Source organism: Marinomonas phaeophyticola (genome assembly GCF_026966905.1).
Taxonomy (GTDB): Bacteria; Pseudomonadota; Gammaproteobacteria; order Pseudomonadales; family Marinomonadaceae; genus Marinomonas; species Marinomonas phaeophyticola.
Map to the genome: position 1 here is coordinate 167,535 of NZ_JAPUBN010000020.1, position 15,812 is coordinate 183,346.

At 38.8% G+C, this 15,812-nt stretch carries 15 protein-coding genes; 10 read left to right on the forward strand and 5 right to left on the reverse strand.

What is annotated here, in order from left to right:
* Window positions 1–27: 27 nt before the first annotated feature.
* Window positions 28–1,410: an MATE family efflux transporter gene (locus O1D97_RS16970; protein ID WP_269127343.1), complete on the forward strand. Its 1,383-nt coding sequence runs from the start codon at window positions 28–30 to the stop codon at window positions 1,408–1,410.
* Between the two features lie 17 nt (window positions 1,411–1,427).
* On the opposite strand, the gene O1D97_RS16975 is transcribed toward O1D97_RS16970, so the two are convergent.
* Window positions 1,428–2,186 carry a TlyA family RNA methyltransferase gene (locus O1D97_RS16975; RefSeq protein ID WP_269127344.1) on the reverse strand — a complete coding sequence of 253 codons (759 nt, stop codon included), beginning with the start codon at window positions 2,184–2,186 and terminating at the stop codon, window positions 1,428–1,430.
* Between the two features lie 139 nt (window positions 2,187–2,325).
* On the opposite strand from O1D97_RS16975, the gene O1D97_RS16980 reads away from it, so the two are divergent.
* Entirely contained in the window at window positions 2,326–3,174 is an 849-nt protein-coding gene (locus tag O1D97_RS16980; RefSeq protein WP_269127345.1) for a sulfurtransferase, read from the forward strand.
* A 22-nt stretch (window positions 3,175–3,196) separates the two neighbouring features.
* Complete coding sequence (locus tag O1D97_RS16985; protein ID WP_269127346.1) at window positions 3,197–4,135, forward strand: aldose 1-epimerase; 939 nt, start codon at window positions 3,197–3,199, stop codon at window positions 4,133–4,135.
* 94 nt (window positions 4,136–4,229) lie between these two features.
* Here the strand turns inward: O1D97_RS16985 and O1D97_RS16990 are convergent, their stop codons facing one another.
* Window positions 4,230–4,547, reverse strand: a complete 318-nt coding sequence (locus O1D97_RS16990; RefSeq protein ID WP_269127347.1) for a hypothetical protein — start codon at window positions 4,545–4,547, stop codon at window positions 4,230–4,232.
* Between the two features lie 162 nt (window positions 4,548–4,709).
* Between O1D97_RS16990 and O1D97_RS16995 the strand changes: the two genes are divergently transcribed.
* The 5 genes from O1D97_RS16995 to O1D97_RS17015 all read left to right on the forward strand — a co-directional run bounded on the left by O1D97_RS16995 (window position 4,710) and on the right by O1D97_RS17015 (window position 9,331).
* Complete coding sequence (locus tag O1D97_RS16995; RefSeq protein WP_269127348.1) at window positions 4,710–5,879, forward strand: nucleotide sugar dehydrogenase; 1,170 nt, start codon at window positions 4,710–4,712, stop codon at window positions 5,877–5,879.
* 118 nt (window positions 5,880–5,997) lie between these two features.
* The gene (locus O1D97_RS17000; protein ID WP_269127349.1) at window positions 5,998–6,831 is read left to right on the forward strand and encodes a glycosyl transferase family 90; all 834 of its coding nucleotides are present in this window, start codon (window positions 5,998–6,000) and stop codon (window positions 6,829–6,831) included.
* Window positions 6,832–6,843: 12 nt separating this feature from the next.
* Window positions 6,844–7,623 carry a glycosyltransferase family 2 protein gene (locus O1D97_RS17005; RefSeq protein WP_269127350.1) on the forward strand — a complete coding sequence of 260 codons (780 nt, stop codon included), beginning with the start codon at window positions 6,844–6,846 and terminating at the stop codon, window positions 7,621–7,623.
* Window positions 7,620–8,402, forward strand: a complete 783-nt coding sequence (locus O1D97_RS17010) for a glycosyltransferase family 2 protein (RefSeq protein WP_269127351.1) — start codon at window positions 7,620–7,622, stop codon at window positions 8,400–8,402. Before O1D97_RS17005 ends, O1D97_RS17010 begins: the two co-directional genes overlap by 4 nt.
* Window positions 8,402–9,331 (forward strand): WaaS/CpsH family glycosyltransferase, encoded by a 930-nt coding sequence (locus O1D97_RS17015; protein WP_269127352.1) that lies wholly within the window; start codon window positions 8,402–8,404, stop codon window positions 9,329–9,331. Before O1D97_RS17010 ends, O1D97_RS17015 begins: the two co-directional genes overlap by 1 nt.
* Before the next feature lie 66 nt (window positions 9,332–9,397).
* Here the strand turns inward: O1D97_RS17015 and waaF are convergent, their stop codons facing one another.
* From waaF to O1D97_RS17030, 3 genes are read right to left on the reverse strand one after another with little or no spacing between them, the layout of a single operon-like run.
* Window positions 9,398–10,396, reverse strand: a complete 999-nt coding sequence (waaF, locus tag O1D97_RS17020; RefSeq protein ID WP_269127353.1) for a lipopolysaccharide heptosyltransferase II — start codon at window positions 10,394–10,396, stop codon at window positions 9,398–9,400.
* A complete protein-coding gene (rfaD, locus tag O1D97_RS17025) occupies window positions 10,389–11,336 on the reverse strand; it encodes an ADP-glyceromanno-heptose 6-epimerase (RefSeq protein ID WP_269127354.1) in 948 nt (315 codons plus the stop codon). The genes waaF and rfaD overlap by 8 nt, the downstream gene beginning before the upstream one ends.
* A 24-nt stretch (window positions 11,337–11,360) precedes the next feature.
* Window positions 11,361–12,518: an AGE family epimerase/isomerase gene (locus tag O1D97_RS17030; protein WP_269127355.1), complete on the reverse strand. Its 1,158-nt coding sequence runs from the start codon at window positions 12,516–12,518 to the stop codon at window positions 11,361–11,363.
* A gap of 88 nt (window positions 12,519–12,606) precedes the next feature.
* On the opposite strand from O1D97_RS17030, the gene hldE reads away from it, so the two are divergent.
* Window positions 12,607–14,034, forward strand: coding sequence for a bifunctional D-glycero-beta-D-manno-heptose-7-phosphate kinase/D-glycero-beta-D-manno-heptose 1-phosphate adenylyltransferase HldE (hldE, locus tag O1D97_RS17035; protein WP_269127356.1), 1,428 nt, complete (start codon window positions 12,607–12,609; stop codon window positions 14,032–14,034).
* Window positions 14,035–15,810, forward strand: coding sequence for a lipid A export permease/ATP-binding protein MsbA (gene msbA, locus O1D97_RS17040; RefSeq protein WP_269127357.1), 1,776 nt, complete (start codon window positions 14,035–14,037; stop codon window positions 15,808–15,810).
* Window positions 15,811–15,812 lie beyond the last annotated feature (2 nt).

The window sequence follows — 15,812 nt, forward strand, 5'->3', positions numbered from 1 at the left end:
TTCTTTTCGTCACATTTGGAGATGCAAATGCCTACAAGGGCAAAATTTACTCAAGGTTCGACATTAAAGCATGTTGTGGTGATGTCCGCGACAGGTGCTCTCGGGCTTATGTGTATGTTTCTGGTTGACCTTGTTGATATGTGGTTTCTATCCATGCTTGGAAAAAAAGAGGCGGTTGCCGCGGTTGGCTTTGCTAGTACCATCTTATTTTTTACGATTTCAATCAGTATTGCGGTCTCTATTGCCGCCACGGCTCTTATCTCTAGAGCTGTAGGGGCTGGAGATATGGCGTTAGCTAAACGACGTTCAGTCAACTCGCTTGCTTATGGGGTGGTTTTGTCCTCTGCTCTTGTTTGGTTTATCTATCCTAATATACCGAATTTACTTTTGTATATTGGAGCGGGGAGTAAAACGTTAGATTTATCCATTGAGTATTTGCAAATCCTAATTTTGGGCATGCCTGCGGTTATGATTGCCATGATAGGGTCAGGAATCATGAGGGCCATCGGTGATGCAAGAAGAGCTATGTATGCGACACTTATTGGTGGTCTGGTGAATGCGTTGCTTGACCCTATTTTTATTTTCGCATTCGGTTTAGAGGTTCAAGGGGCGGCGATAGCGTCTTTGATTGCGCGAATTTCCATGGTAGGAGTCACTTACTACTGTGTTATTCATCTTCATAAGATGTTGGCTCAATTTGACCTCTTGGATTTTTATCATGATATTAAGGTTATTTCGTTAATTGCTGTTCCTGCAATGCTGACGAACTTATCATCACCATTGGCTAATTTAATCGTGATGGAACATACAGCGGCTTTCGGAGATGAGGTTGTGGCGGGTATTGCCATTATTGGTCGTATCATTCCTGTTGTGTTTGGAGGTTTGTTTGCGCTTTCTGGCGCTGTTGGACCTATCTTGGGACAAAACTTTGGTGCAAAATCCTTTGACCGGATGAAAAGCACTTTGACGAGTGCGGTTATTTACAGTTTTTGTTATTGCCTGGTTATGTGTTTGCTGCTTTACCTATCCCAAAGTTGGTTGATTGAGACCTTTAATGCAACAGGTACAACAGCTGATTTAATTCAATTTTTTGCTACTGTTATATCCTTTAGCTTCTTTTTTCAAAGCTTATTATTTATAGCTCTTGCTACCTTTAATAATCTTGGGCGTCCTTATGTTGGAACCGGATTGAATTTTGCTCGTGCAACCTTAGGAACTTGGCCTTTAATTATTGTTTTTTCATGGATTATGGGAGCTGAAGGCATATTGTTTGGTCAAGCTGTAGGGTCTATTATCTTTGGTTGTGTTGGGTTTGTTATGGCCAAGAAATATATCTCTGAGTTAGAGCATAAAGATGAAGAGACACTAAAAATAGATTCGAGTATTAATTACGACGAAATGGCCTCCTAGTGGCATTCTTTACTGATTTACTCTTTTTTTGCCCATAAAAGAAATTCTCTATTACCATCTCCTCCTTTAATTGGGCTTTCCGTATAGCTTTGAATTGACAGGCCTAGTTCTTTGACTAGATGACAAATGCGTTCTTCCACTTGTTTAAATAGATTAGGGTCTTTTACGATGCCTCCTTTGCCGATTCCTTCTTTACCGACTTCAAATTGTGGCTTTACCAGAGAAATTAAGTGGCCGCTATCTGTCAATAACTCAGGGAGTTGAGGCAGTATTTTTTCTTGAGATATAAAAGAAACATCCATAACGGCCAAATCAAATCCATTTTTGGGAAAGTGTTCTCCTAAATCATCCACGCTAAGATTACGTGCATTCACCCCTTCTAAGCAGATAACTCTAGGATCTTTGATGAGAGAGGTGTCCAGTTGATCATGTCCCACTTCCACTCCCACTACTTTTTCAGCACCGTGTTGTAAGGCGCAGTCGGTAAAGCCTCCGGTAGATTGACCAACATCTAAGACCTGGAAGTTGCTGATATCGAGTTGAGAGTATTCTAAAGCACCGACTAATTTAAGGGCTCCTCGTGAAACAAACTGGTCTGCCTCGCTGTGTTGCAGCTGAATTTCAGCTTCAGGATCAATTTTAAAGCTCGGTTTTGTAATTAAGGTAAGCTCTCCTTTTAGATTAACGAAGACTCTTTTTTCGTTAATAAAGGTTTGAGCTTGGGAGCGTGATTTAGCTATGTTTTTTTCAGTAAGAACGATATCAATGCGCTTCATGGGGGGATAGGGGTGCTATAAAAGTGGTGAATATTGAATGAGTTAAAAATTCTATCAAAAAAAACATGTTGTCTATAGAAATATCTGATTAAATATAAAATTATTATGACAATAAACATCAAATAAGCGTGAGGTGATTGTGAAGGCATTAATTTCTAGTGATGAGCTTGTTTCTCAATTGAGCAATGAGTCAATAGTAGTTTTAGACAGTCGTTTTTATTTATTGGATCATGAAAAAGGCCGCCAACTTTATATAGAAAGCCATATTCCTAACGCACGCTTTGTTGATCTACATACACAGTTGGCAGCAACAGAAACAGAGGAAACTGGAAGACACCCTTTACCTTCACTTGAGGTATTTTTAACAACAATGCAATCTCTGGGTATTACTAAAGACAGTACTGTGGTTGTGTATGATGATATGGGGGGAGCGATTGCGTCAAGGTGTTGGTGGATGCTGACACAGCTAGGAATTTGTTCTTATGTATTAGATGGAGGATTTCCTGAATGGAATCGTTTAGGGCTGCCTACTGAGTTTGGTATTGGATCAGAAATACTAGCTACAGAAAAAATGATGTTAAATCAAACTGATTTTGCTCTCTCTGTCGATGAGAACGAGGTGATCAATAACTTCGAGCTAAATCAATTTTGTTTACTTGATGCGCGAGCAGCGGAACGTTTTAATGGCGAAGAAGAGTCTATGGATCCAGTTGCAGGCCATATTCCTGGCGCAAAAAATCGCCCGTTCTCGAACAATTTAGAAAAAAGTGGCTTGTTTAAATCTGCATCAATCTTACGAGAAGAATTTGAGGCTTTGAACCAGGAAGATAAACCTTTTGTACACTATTGTGGCTCTGGTGTTACCGCTTGTCATAATGTTCTTGCTTCCACTATAGCGGGTATAGACTCTAAAAGAGTATTTGTTGGCTCTTGGAGTTTGTGGTCTAAAAGAATGATGCGTTTGGTGAGAGAATCCCAAGAAGATTAATGGATAATGCTAAGGTGTGATTATGAGTGACTCAGTGATAGTAATAAAGAATGACGTGTACGAGGTGGGTATCTGCCCAGAGAAAGGAGGGGTTATTACACATTTTGTATCAGTTAAAAATGGTACGAAAATTGACTGGTTAAAACCGACGATACTGTCAGAGCTACAAAGTCCTATCGATGCATTAAAAGCGGCTTCTTTTCCGCTATTTCCTTTCTCTAATCGAATAGCAAATAATAAACTTGTTATTGAAAACAGTGAATATCAGTTAACCTCAAATGTAGATGTCTGGCCGCTGATTAATCACGGGCATAGTTGGCTTGGTAAATGGAATATCGTTGAGCAAACATCCTCCCGTGCGGTTATCGTTTTTACGTTTCCTAACACATCTGTGGAGGGTTGTGGGTGGCCATATTCTTATGAAGCTGAGCAAGTTTTTGAGCTTAATGATAAAGGTTTGAATGTTCGTCTGAAACTGTTAAACACAAGTGAAAAAACGATGCCTGCAGGTATGGGAATGCACCCCTACTTCCTGTATGAGCCTGATATGTTGGTTCGCTTTAATTCAACAGGTCAATGGTTTAGTGATGAGTTAGTGATTCCTAACCTCCATAAAACGGAAACAGATGCGGTGCTTAATTTTAGAAAAGGACATTTAGAGGTGGGTTTAGATAATAACTTTACTGGCTGGGATGGAAAAGCAACATTAACATGGCCTTCTCATGGCGGTCATTTAACGATTAATGCATCAGATATCTTTCGTAATGTGGTTGTATACTCACCTGAACCTGTCCCTACTCATAATGTCGCTGAAAAGGCTTTTTTCTGCCTTGAGCCTGTAACTCATACGACGAACTCTTTTAATAACATTGATTTACCAGATGTATTAGGAGGAACTCAAATGTTAGCACCAAACGAGAGTATTCAAGGTGATGTTCAGTTCACTCCTCATTTTGATTGAACTCGGGCTTTCTTTATGGTTGCGCGCCTATTGGACTGAATGTGTTATTAAGTCGAGTAGGCGCTTTTCATTTTTACTCTTTGAGTTATTGATATTATCTAGGTGTAGTACCGGCAATAAACATTTGAATCTGTTGATTGTCTTCACCCCAAATTTTCACTTTTACAGCCGAAAGAAACGACTCTGCTTCTTTCAGGGTGACTATGCCATCAATTAATTTAACGCCAATGCCTTCTTGAGCAAAGAAAAAGCGCCATGTGTGTCCATCAATTAACACATCACCTTCCCCATTTAAGTAATTAACTTGCTGCCATTTATAATTATCTGGCACAAAACAAGCGAGTTCCTTACCGGCTTCCCCATAGACTAAATCTGGGATATATCCCTGACGATCAACAAGTTCAAACTTCATAGGCTTACTCCGTATTGTTGTTTTCTTTTAGGTTAGCCTGATTATGATTTTTTTGCTGTCTTTATTTTTATCTTTTGCTTCTCTAGCTCTGTTTTGATTGAATCCCTGAATAAAGATTCATAAAATGCAAACCGTACTTATTTAGGTAACTATGGAACCAAAATGAAAATAGCAGTTGTTGGAACAGGTTATGTTGGTATTTCAAATGCGTTGCTTCTTGCGCAGCATAATGAAGTCGTTGCATTGGATATTATGGAAGAGAAAGTTGAGTTATTAAATAAAGGTATTTCTCCAATCGCCGATGTTGATGTTGAACACTACCTTAAAAATGAAGATCTTAACTTTAGAGCGACACTGGATAAATACGATGCTTATAAGAATGCCAATTTTATTATTATCGCTACACCAACAGATTATGATCCAGATACCAATTATTTTAATACCTCATTAGTTGAGTCTGTGATAGAAGATATTATTAAAATAAATCCTTTAGCCACCATGGTTGTAAAATCTACCGTACCTGTGGGCTTTACCGAGAAGGCGTCTGCAACTTTTAAAACATCAAACCTTATTTTTTCCCCAGAGTTTCTTCGAGAAGGCAAGGCACTTTATGATAACCTTTATCCATCCCGAATTATTGTTGGAGAAGAGTCAGAAAGAGCCAATGTATTCGCAAATTTACTTGCTAAAGCGGCTAAAAAGAAAGAGATAGAAATCTTACTAACAGGTTCGACAGAAGCGGAAGCGATTAAATTATTTGCTAACACCTATTTGGCTATGCGGGTCGCATTTTTTAATGAACTTGATAGTTTTGCTGAAACTCATGGACTGGATTCAAAACAGATTATTAAAGGAGTCAGTTCGGATGCCCGTATCGGTGATCATTATAATAACCCGTCTTTTGGTTATGGTGGTTATTGCTTGCCGAAAGACACTAAGCAGTTGCTAGCTAATTACGATAAAGTACCTAATAACCTTGTTAAAGCCATTGTTGCTGCGAATGTGACTCGTAAAGATTTTATTGCAAAATCGATTCTTAGTAAGAGTCCTAATGTAGTGGGGATCTACCGATTGGTGATGAAAGTGGGCTCGGATAATTTTAGGGCCTCCGCGGTTCAAGGGGTGATGAAGCGAATTAAAGCAAAAGGGGTTGAAATTGTTGTATATGAGCCTGTTTTAACAGATGACTATTTTTATGGGTCTCGAGTCGTTCGTGACCTTGACGAATTTAAGAGTATGAGCGACGTAATTGTTGCAAACCGTATCACTGCAGACATTGAAGGGGTTTCTGATAAGGTATATACACGTGATTTGTTTGGTATTGATTCATAATGGCATATTTTTAAAAAATGAAAGATTTTAATTATCTAAAAAAAGAGCGAAAAAAATTTGGTATTATTTATCGGAATGGATACGCATAAGTAAGCCTGAATTTAGATATTACCAATCCTTGTTATCAGACTTTGTGGTTGATAATGAGGTGCAGCAAAGAGTAGATTATTACTGTAAAGATCACACTTATCCTAGGCTATTATCCGCGGTTGAGATCGAACACTTTAAAAAGGATAAGAGTTTTGCTTATTATGCAGACACTAAAAAAATCGTTAAGTTTTTTCCCAAAAAATTAAGGTTTAGCTATGTTTTTGGTGATGTTATCCATGTGCCTGCTGAACCTTCATTTGTGAAAAGTCGACCTATTCTAGCGGATAATCACGCTTCAGTGCTTTTGAAGTTAAATGCCATTCGTCACTATAATTTTCTTGAGGATAAAAAAGCATTTAGAAATAAGAAAAGCCAAGCGGTTTGGCGAGGAATGATCTATCAAAAGCATCGAAAAATCTTAACCGATAAGTTTGCTACTCACCCTCTCTGTGATGTTGGTCATAGTGATGAGAGTTTGAAAACGGATGTCGGCTTCAAGGGTTTTCTTTCTATCGAGCAGCAGCTTGATTATAAATACATTATTAGTGTTGAAGGTAAAGACGTAGCGACCAATCTTAAGTGGATTATGTCCTCTAACTCATTGTGTTTTATGAGACGACCCCGTTTCGAAACCTGGTATATGGAAGGGCGTTTAATTCCTAATGTTCACTACGTACTGCTTGATGATGATTTCAGTGACCTCGAAGAAAAAATTCAATATTACAATGATCATCCTGAATTGGCTGAAGCTATTATTAAAAATGCTCAAGCGTATACCGAACAATTTAAAAATATAGAAAGAGAACATAAAATTAACCTTTTAGTTGCCAAGAAATATTTTGAATTATCTGGGCAACTGTAAAACCGGATTAATATGAGTAATGTAAAGACGCTCGGCGTTTTGATGATCGTTAAAAATGAAGAAAAGCATTTAGATAAATGTCTTTCTTCGGTTTCTGGATGGGTAGATGAAATTGTCATTGTTGATTCTGGTAGTACAGATGGCACTTTGGCGATTGCAGAAAAATATCAAGCAATTATTCACCAGAATGTAGAGTGGCCAGGATTTGGTAAACAGCGACAACTTGCTCAATCTTATATGTCTTCTGACTGGGTATTGGTTCTCGATGCAGATGAATTTGTTTCACCAGAACTCAAAGTATCGATTCAAGAAAAAGTCGAAACCTCCTCATTAGATAGCTGTTATCAAATAAACCGACTTACAAAAGCCTTTGGGAAATATATACATCATTCTGGCTGGAGCCCAGACTGGATTATTCGTTTATATCCTAGAGAAAAAGCCGCTTATAATGATGCTTTAGTCCATGAAAAAGTGGTTGTTGCAGAGGGCTTGAAAACGAAAAAAATAGAGGCAGGGGTTTTGTATCATGATACCTATGAAAATCTACATCACTATATTAATAAGACAACAGGTTACCTTAAGGCTTGGACAGATCAAAGAGAAGGTAAGAAAAAGTCTGGATTAGGTACAGCGCTATTACACGCAATAGCTTGTTTTATGAAAATGTACTTTATAAAACGTGGCTTTTTAGACGGTCGCCATGGATTCATTCTTGCTTGGTTAGGCATGCACTCGACTTTTGTAAAATACATTGATTTATGGCTCAGAGAGCAAGCGGAGTTAAACAAATGAAAGTGTCCTTGATTGTCACTACCTACAACTGGAAAGAAGCATTGGCAGTGGTGTTGCAGAGTATTATTAAACAGAACACTCTACCGTACGAGGTCATTATTGCTGATGATGGCTCAAGAGAAGACACGGCCGCTTTAATAAAGGATTATGCAAAGACATTCCCTGTTCCACTCATACATAGTTGGCAAGAAGATGATGGCTTTCGCTTAGCCAGGAGTCGAAATAAAGCAATTGCGAAGGCAACAGGCGATTATATTATTATTATTGATGGTGATATTCTGATGGCTAAAGATTTTGTGGCATCGCATATTGCCGCCGCGAAGCCGAATTTTTTTGTTCAGGGTGGACGAGTATTAATGGGTTATGATCTCAGTGAGAAAATTCTTCAGGAATTTAAAATACCTACCTTTTTCACTAAAGGGCTACGAAACCGCCATAATACCTTGAGCTGTCCCTTTCTAAGTAGAATGTTTTCAAAAGTTTGGAATTCTGATAAATCGACGCGTGGTTGCAACATTGCTTTTTGGAAGCAAGATATTGTTGCCATAAATGGCTATAACGAAGCCTTTGAAGGTTGGGGCCGTGAAGACAGTGAGATGGTTATTCGCATGTTGAACAAAGGTATTCAGCGGTTTTATTTAAAATTTTCTGGTGTCGGTTTTCACCTATATCACAAAGAAAATACTCGTGCGAGTCTTGAGCTGAATGATGAAATTTTAAATAATACGATTGAAAACAAATTGCAATGGATAGAGTCTGGTCTGGATAAGCATCTTTAATGAAAAAAGTATCTATTGTTCGTAATGATTTTTACCTATCCAAATTTGTTTTTGATGGTAACTCTCATGAAAAACACACCATAGTGTCGAACTTTAAATCGAAGACTAAATTGGCGGCTCTAAAGCGTTTTTATATTATCTTCAGATCTATCTTATCGAGTCATAAGGAGGATAAGGAATCTCTGCTTATCTACTTTGCTATGGAAGATATACTTGCTTTGGATCATTATTCTAAGAATCATCCTGTCGAAAAAGCCCTTTGGCTTTGGAATCCCGTTTCTTCAATGAGTGCTAAACGCCGAGTATTTTTACTTTGGTACTGTAAAGTTAATAAGATAAAGATTTGGACCTTTGATAAAGCGGATGCGGCCGAATTCGGTTTTCAATACCATCCCCAAGTATTGCGTTTTTTAAATTCTGATGAAGAGGAGAATTTAACCTTTAATGCCGAAAAGCATCGTGTTTTCTTTTCTGGGGTGGATAAAGGGCGTTTGTATTTCCTAAAAAATGTTCAACAAGAACTGACCAATATGGATATTGAGTTTGATTGCCATTTAATCAAGGATAAGCGAAAAAGCTATAAGAAAGAGGAATTGACATTATTTTCTGAAAGCTATATTTCTTACGATGAGTATTTGCTGCGAGCATCAAAGGCAACTTGTCTACTAGAAGTGAGTCAAGGGGAACAAGAAGGGCTAACGACTCGTGCGCTTGAGGCCCTTTTTTTGAATAAAAAATTACTGACGAAAAATAAAGATATCGTCAATTATGATTTCTACCATGAACATAATGTCTATGTTTTAGGTTTAGATACGAGAAGTATTCGCGATTTTCTGAATGTACCTTTAGTAACGATTGCTGATGAGATTAAAAAGCAGTATACGATTGAACACTTACTCACTTCTATCATGCAAGAAGGCGTTAAATAGACGGATGTTTATGAAAAAACATTGACCCTCCGGAGATTATTAATCTATTTAACGCTATTTTGGTAGTTACACCGTTTTTATCACATTGTCTGGTGTCAGATCGTTTTGACAATTAGTATGCCCAAGAGGGCAGTTCCTTTTAAAACAAGGAGAGCAGTCTAGGTGCAAATTGTGAATGGTCTTTTTTTCTGTAAGTGGTGGCGTAAAAAGTTCACTGGTTGAACCGTAAATTCCATGCACATAAGTACCCACAGCCGCGGCCACATGCATCAATCCTGAATCATTACTGATGGCTTGTTCTGCATAAGCAAGTAGATCTATTGCATCGACTAATTTGGTTTTACCACACAAATTAAACGCGTATGCACCCAAATCCTGAACTATTTTGTCAGCGTCTTCTTTATCTTTCGGTCCTCCTAATACCCAAATTTGATACCCCTTGTTGATAAAGTGCTGTGCGACTTCATGGAAGTGCTTAAGAGGCCACTGCTTCGATGGGCCAAATTCAGCTCCAGCCATTAGCGCAATGGCTGGTTTGTCTTTTGATAAGTTGAGCTGAGACAATAAGTGCATTTGATTGTCTTGATCAACGAGTAATTTTGGGTTTATTAAAGGCGTTGGTGGATACGCTTTGTTCTGCTCTACACCTAAAGAAGTGAATCGTTTAACCGTTTGGTTTAAAATGCCTTTATCCAGTTTTCGGCGCTCAGTTAATAATACAAAGCGCTGTTCTCCATGAAAACCGACTCTTATTGGAATCTTTGCAAAAAAGGGCACAAGTGCCGATTTCCAAGAGCGAGGCAAGATAATCGCTTTGTCATATTGCTCCGCTTGCAGTTTTTTACCTAGTTTTTGACGTGTTTTAATACCCCATTCACCGTGACCTGTTTCTAAGGTAATGGCGTTTCTTACTTCTGCCATTCTTGCTAGGATTGGAGCTGACCAAGCAGGACCAATTACGTCAATAATCGCGTTTTCGTCATCTTTTTTTAGTCGACTGAATAGGCTTTGTGCCATTACCATATCGCCTACCCAAGATGGACCAACAATGAGATATTTAGCCATGTTGTTCTAACCAAGTTAAGTAGTCGGTTACACCTTTTGCTAGGCCGCGAAATTCACCTTCATAACCAATGTTCCGTAGTTGGCTAATATCAGCTTCAGTAAAGCTTTGATACACTCCTTTAAGATGCTCGGGGAAATCTATGTATTCAATTTCGCCTCGTCCATAGTATTGAATGACCGTCTCTGCAATGGTTCTAAACGGTTCGGCTTTGCCAGTGCCAAGATTAAATATGCCAGAATGTTGAGGGTTGTCTAAGAACCAAAGCTTCGTATTTACGAGATCTTCTACATAGATAAAATCACGACTTTGCCCGCCAGCTTCATAACCATCATATTCACCAAATAATTTCGGATTCTCTCCAGCTAATATTTGATTCCTCAGATGGAAGGCGACACTGGCCATTGAGCCTTTATGTTGCTCGCGAGGTCCATAAACATTGAAATATCGAAACCCACAAACCTGGCTTTCAATTGTTGGTAATAGACGCCTTAGATATTGATCAAATTGAAATTTAGAAAAGGCATACATGTTTAATGGATTTTCTTGTGAGCGATCTTCTTTGAAAACAGGGCCAGAGCCATAGACAGAAGCCGAAGACGCGTAAGAAAAAGGAATTTTCTTACTTAAGCAGTAATGAAGAACGGCTTTTGAATATTGGTAGTTTACATCCATGACAAACTTCCCATCCCACTCAGTGGTTGAAGAACACGCGCCTTCATGAAAAATAGCCGTCACTTCTAGTGCTAAAGAGTCACTTTTTATTGCGTTCAAAAAGTCATGCATATCCATGTAATCAGCAATATTTAAGTCACTAAGATTACGACATTTTTTACCATCAGTAAGGTCATCAACGACTAAAATATTATCGATACCTCTTTGGTTTAATGCTTGAATAATATTACTGCCAATAAAGCCGGCCCCGCCTGTAACTATATACATATGGTTTTCCTATAAATTGCAAGATCAGTTTACACGAGAATTCGTTTTTTTCTGTACGCTTTGGGACCATTGAATCACTTCCCAAAGACCTAAAAATATATGGTAACTACTTGTCCCTGGTAGAGGGTGTTCTTTTGCTTGATTATTGGCATACAGAAATTCGTTCCAGTGGCCATCTCTATGGAAATAGTGAGTAAATATGAAGCTGATTGCTTTTTTCAGATGCTCTTCTTTACTGCGACCATTATTCATATGCACGCACAAGGCTTTTAAATACTCTGTTATTGGCCAAATTCTCTTCTCTTTATCAAGAGCTTGATTTGTCTCCGCATGGATTTGATTGTAGATGCCTCCATTCGGATCTAATCCATATTGGGTGGCTTTTTTCCACAAAGCATTAGCAATGGATAAATATTCAGGGTCGGCCTTAATCTTATGGGATTGATGTAATAGCCATACCCATTCAAAGTGATGTCCTGGTTCAATAATATGTCCTGCCGTAGTATCAAAAGCCCAATTTAGGTCAAAAAACTCTCTAAGACTATTGGTTTTTGGGTCAAAAAAACGCTGTTTTGCAAGGGTTAGAATGTCAATTAAAGCCGTTTTATACGCCTCTTTTTGAGTGGCATTATAGGCGGCTATATAGCCCTCTAACAGGTGCATATGAGGGTTTTGTCTGCGTATAACCGTACTGTCTATAGGATAAGATTCGAAATACCCCCCTTGCTTTGAGCGCATTTTCTCTTCTAAAAAGATGTGGGTAGAGTCAATAAAATCAAGTGCTCTTTTATCCCCAGTGGATTGGTAATAATAGCTAAAAGATAGCATGACAAAGGCAAGAGCATAGCAATCGCTTTTTTCATCAAGAATGTTCAAGCTGTCATCAAGAGAGAACAACCAGCGATCATTTTTATAATAATGTTGTATTATAAAGTTAAAAAGAGGTTCTAAACGCGCTTTCCAGTCAGGATTATTGTCGACTAATGATGCGTGTGAAAATGTGTACAGTTGGCGGCATTGTGTTAGCAACCTTATACGGCCAACGGGATTTACCTCCCATGAGGTAGTTAAACTTTCATAGCTGTATCCCAATGTAGGATGAAATCCATGATTATTCCACTTTTGTAATAAGCTTTCAAAAACAAAGCTTTGGCAATTCTTTTCTATCAAACCCAATATCATTGCAGTCGTGCCTTATTTTTTAGTGTATCCAACTTGGCTGTTGAATATGATAAGATGCTCGACCTCAAAAATCGAATACTATTACGCTATGAACTCTTCTTATCTGAATTTTAAAGAAAAACATATTCTAGTTGTTGGTGACGTTATGCTTGATCGTTATTGGCATGGTGGCACTTCACGTATCTCTCCAGAAGCGCCTGTACAGGTGGTAAAGGTCTCTGATGTTGAAGACAGAGCGGGTGGGGCAGCAAACGTTGCCTTAGGTCTGGCGAAGTTAGGGGTGAAAGTTACTCTTATTGGGATTGTTGGTAAAGATGAAAACGCGTCGGCTCTTCAGACTTGTTTACAAAATGAAAATGTTCAATGTCGTTTTTTCCATAGTGATAGCTTGCCTACAATCACTAAATTGAGGGTAATTAGTCGTCATCAGCAACTGATTCGAGTGGATTTCGAAGAGGACCTATCGAGTTTTGATCATCGCTCTGAGATCGAGTCATTAGTTCAAGAAACGATTGCAGATTGCGATGCTGTTATATTCTCTGATTATGCAAAAGGTACTTTATCCGGTATTCAGTCATTAATTCAATTGGCGAATAGACATTCTGTCCCATCATTTGTAGATCCTAAAGGAAAAGACTTTTCTATTTATCAAGGTGCGACGTTAGTAAAACCAAATTTAAGTGAATTTGAACTGATCGTTGGTCATTGTAGTAATACTGATGAACTGGTTGAGCAAGGAGAGTCTTTACGTAAAGAATTCGGCTGGCAAGCATTGCTGGTCACTCGAGGAGAAGATGGCTTGATGTTATTCGAAGAGAATAAACCACCGTTTTCATTAGCGACGGCGGCTCGAGAGGTCTTTGATGTGACTGGTGCTGGCGATACAGTTATCGCCGTATTAGCGTCCATTTTTGTTACCAGTAAGCGTTTAACTGATGCCGTAGAATATGCAAATCAAGCGGCAGGTTATGTTATTGGGAAGCTAGGAACCGCGACGATTTCTTCAGAGCAGCTTGAAGCGATCATGTTTGCTCGGTCTCGGACGACAAATTTTGGTGTGCTGTCTCCTGAAGAATTATTAGAACAGATTCAATTGGCACAGTTGAATGATGAAAAAGTGGTCTTTACAAATGGTTGTTTTGATATTCTTCATCCAGGTCATGTTACCTACATGAAACAGGCAAAAGCATTAGGTGACAGATTAATTGTAGCCGTTAATACGGACGCTTCAGTAAAACGTTTAAAAGGAGATAAACGGCCAATAAATAATCTAGAGCATAGGATGGCAGTCCTAGAAGGCGTTGGGGCCATTGACTGGGTGACATGGTTTGATGAAGACACGCCAAAAGAGATTATTGAAGCACTTTCTCCTGATGTCCTAGTGAAAGGTGGTGACTACTCAATAGAAACCATTGTTGGTGCGGATCATGTTCTGTCTTGTGGCGGAGAAGTGAAAGTATTAACGTTTGTGGATGGTTATTCAACAACTAAGATTATTGAAAAGGCCAATTTGTAAATGAGTCAATTGGATAAAGTGGAACAGGACAAGCAACAGACAGGGCGACAACTTTATTTCCGTTTGTTAGCGTATCTCAAAGGATCTTGGCATTATCTGTTGCTGAGTATTGTTGGCTTTATGATGTATGCGGCAATGGAGCCAGCTCTGGCGGCTTTGTTAAAGCATATTGTTGATGTGGTTTCTAATGATCAAGCAACAGAGAACCGTCTGCTTATTCCACTTTCGATTCTTGGTATTTTTGTTATTCGTGGAATAGGAACATTTACCAGTTCTTATTTTATGGCTCAAATCGCAAATAAAGTGGTTTTTGACCTTCGGACCAGTATGTTCAATAAGTTGGTTTCTCTGCCATCGAGTTACTATCATTCGATGCCAACAGGGCGATTATTGGCTAAGTTGACCTATGATACTGAGCAAGTCATTGGCTCGGTTACTAATGCACTAAAAACGTTATTAAGAGAAGGTTTTACTGTCATTGGGTTAATGGGATATATGTTGTATACCAACTGGCGTTTATCTCTATTGTTTTTATTGATTGTGCCAATTATCGGCGTCATTGTTTCCTACGCATCGAAACGATTTCGCAAGCTAAGTACGCGGATTCAAAATGCGATGGGTGGAGTAACGGATGTTGCTTCTGAATCCATTAAAGGTCATGAAGTCATTAAGATTTTTGGTGGCTCACGATTTGAAACAGAACGCTTTTATCAAGCCGCTGAGGAAAATCGACGCTCGCAGCTTAAGTTAGAGTTAACCAAGGCGTTAAATGTACCCATTGTTCAATTTATTGTTGCTGTTGCTTTAGCGACCTTAATTTGGATGGCTCTTGACCCTGTCATTAGTTCGTCTATGTCTGCTGGGGATTTTGTGGCTTTCATTGGTGCAGCGGGAATGCTTAGTAAACCTATGCGCCAGCTGACTGAAGTGAATAGTATTTTGCAAAAAGGCATTTCTGCGGCTGAAAGTATTTTTGAGTTTTTAGATCTGGATGAAGAAAAGAATACTGGTATTAAGAAGGTTGATCGATTTAAGGGAGATATAGCCTTTAATCATTTAAACTTTACCTACCCAAATACAGAGAAGAAAATACTTAAGGATATTTGTATCTCGCTTCCCGCTGGTAAAACCTTAGCGCTAGTGGGGCGGTCTGGTGGTGGTAAATCAACGGTAGCGAATTTGATACCACGCTTTTATGATGTTGAAGCAGGTCATTTATTATTAGATGGCGTTGAAATTAATCAATATGAGCTTGATAACTTAAGGAAAAACATTGCTTTAGTTAACCAGCAAGTGATTTTATTTAACGGTACCATTCGTTCTAATATCGCCTATGGAGACCTAAATGGTGCTCCGGAAGAGGACATTATTGCGGCTGCGTCAGCGGCGAATGCATGGGGCTTTATTCAAGAATTAGAGCACGGATTAGATACACTTGTGGGAGAAAATGGTGTTTTGTTATCTGGAGGGCAACGTCAACGTATTGCGATCGCCAGAGCCATTTTAAAAAATGCACCTATTTTGATTTTAGATGAAGCAACTTCTGCGCTAGATTCCGAGTCAGAAAGAGCCATTCAACAAGCATTAAATACGTTGATGGAAAATAGAACGACGATAGCCATTGCTCATCGATTATCTACAATTGAAAATGCAGACATCATTGCGGTTATTGATCACGGCGAAGTGGTAGAAATGGGAAGTCATGCTGAGTTATTAGAGCAAAAAGGGGCATATGCTCAACTGCATAATCAACAATTTAATGAATCTGAGGGCTAGTC

What these genes read in the sequence shown, in the direction of transcription:
- O1D97_RS17030 (WP_269127355.1), bottom strand. Translation starts at nt 12,518, where the DNA reads ATGATATTGGGTTTGATAGAAAAGAATTGCCAAAGCTTTGTTTTTGAA.
- waaF (WP_269127353.1), bottom strand. Translation starts at nt 10,396, where the DNA reads ATGGCTAAATATCTCATTGTTGGTCCATCTTGGGTAGGCGATATGGTA.
- O1D97_RS16990 (WP_269127347.1), bottom strand. Translation starts at nt 4,547, where the DNA reads ATGAAGTTTGAACTTGTTGATCGTCAGGGATATATCCCAGATTTAGTC.
- O1D97_RS16995 (WP_269127348.1), top strand. Translation starts at nt 4,710, where the DNA reads ATGAAAATAGCAGTTGTTGGAACAGGTTATGTTGGTATTTCAAATGCG.
- O1D97_RS16970 (WP_269127343.1), top strand. Translation starts at nt 28, where the DNA reads ATGCCTACAAGGGCAAAATTTACTCAAGGTTCGACATTAAAGCATGTT.
- O1D97_RS16975 (WP_269127344.1), bottom strand. Translation starts at nt 2,186, where the DNA reads ATGAAGCGCATTGATATCGTTCTTACTGAAAAAAACATAGCTAAATCA.
- O1D97_RS17015 (WP_269127352.1), top strand. Translation starts at nt 8,402, where the DNA reads ATGAAAAAAGTATCTATTGTTCGTAATGATTTTTACCTATCCAAATTT.
- O1D97_RS17010 (WP_269127351.1), top strand. Translation starts at nt 7,620, where the DNA reads ATGAAAGTGTCCTTGATTGTCACTACCTACAACTGGAAAGAAGCATTG.
- msbA (WP_269127357.1), top strand. Translation starts at nt 14,035, where the DNA reads ATGAGTCAATTGGATAAAGTGGAACAGGACAAGCAACAGACAGGGCGA.
- O1D97_RS16985 (WP_269127346.1), top strand. Translation starts at nt 3,197, where the DNA reads ATGAGTGACTCAGTGATAGTAATAAAGAATGACGTGTACGAGGTGGGT.
- hldE (WP_269127356.1), top strand. Translation starts at nt 12,607, where the DNA reads ATGAACTCTTCTTATCTGAATTTTAAAGAAAAACATATTCTAGTTGTT.
- rfaD (WP_269127354.1), bottom strand. Translation starts at nt 11,336, where the DNA reads ATGTATATAGTTACAGGCGGGGCCGGCTTTATTGGCAGTAATATTATT.
- O1D97_RS17005 (WP_269127350.1), top strand. Translation starts at nt 6,844, where the DNA reads ATGAGTAATGTAAAGACGCTCGGCGTTTTGATGATCGTTAAAAATGAA.